This window comes from Vibrio sp. 1078-1, from assembly GCF_033340475.1.
The window spans coordinates 1-811 of the sequence record NZ_JAWOWM010000213.1; the positions used below are offsets into that span (position 1 = coordinate 1).

Below are 811 nucleotides of genomic sequence, written 5' to 3' on the forward strand. Positions count from 1 at the left end.
CCAGCGGGGCAAACTGAGTTTGATGTGCGTATTGCTTCCATTGATGACGCGGTGTACGAAGGCCCAGAAGATTTCAGTGTGACGGTGACTGGCATTGGGGCAGTACAAGGCAGCGATACGGGGACGGCGACGATCGTGGACGATGGCACTGGGCCAGGCCCCGATCCGGATGATGACCGCCCGAATGTGACTATTTCAGACGCTGGCACCATCAATGAGGGTGAGACAGCGAATTTCAAAGTGACGTTGTCGAACGCCTCCGAGTCTACAGTTCAAGTCGAGCTTGGCCTCAACTTGGGTGACACCGAAACCGGTGACTTAGGTACCTTGGAATACAACACCGGAAGCGGTTGGGTTGCAGTACCAAACGATGGCGTAGTAACGGTGCCAGCAGGGCAAACTGAGTTTGATGTGCGTATCGCTTCCATTGATGATGCGGTGTACGAAGGCCCTGAAGATTTCAGTGTGACGGTGACTGGCATTGGCGCAGTGCAAGGCAGCGATACGGGAACGGCAACGATAGTGGACGACGGCACGGGTCCAGGCTCTGATCCGGATGATGACCGTCCAAGCGTGACAATTTCAGATGCTGGCACCATTAATGAGGGTGACACAGCGAACTTCAAAGTGACGCTATCGAACGCGTCTGAAGCGGAAACGCAAGTGGAATTGGGTCTTAATCTTGGCGATACCGAAGTTGGAGATTTGGGCACCCTAGAATACAACACGGGAAGCGGTTGGGTTGCAGTGCCAAACGATGGTGTGGTGACCGTGCCAGCGGGGCAAACTGAGTTTGATGTGCGCATTGCTT

The 811-nt window shown here is 54.5% G+C and carries 1 protein-coding gene; it reads left to right on the top strand.

All coding sequences use genetic code 11. The features are described from left to right. A partial coding sequence (locus tag R7190_RS26680) for a Calx-beta domain-containing protein (protein ID WP_318127520.1) occupies positions 1-811 on the top strand: 811 nt, incomplete at both ends.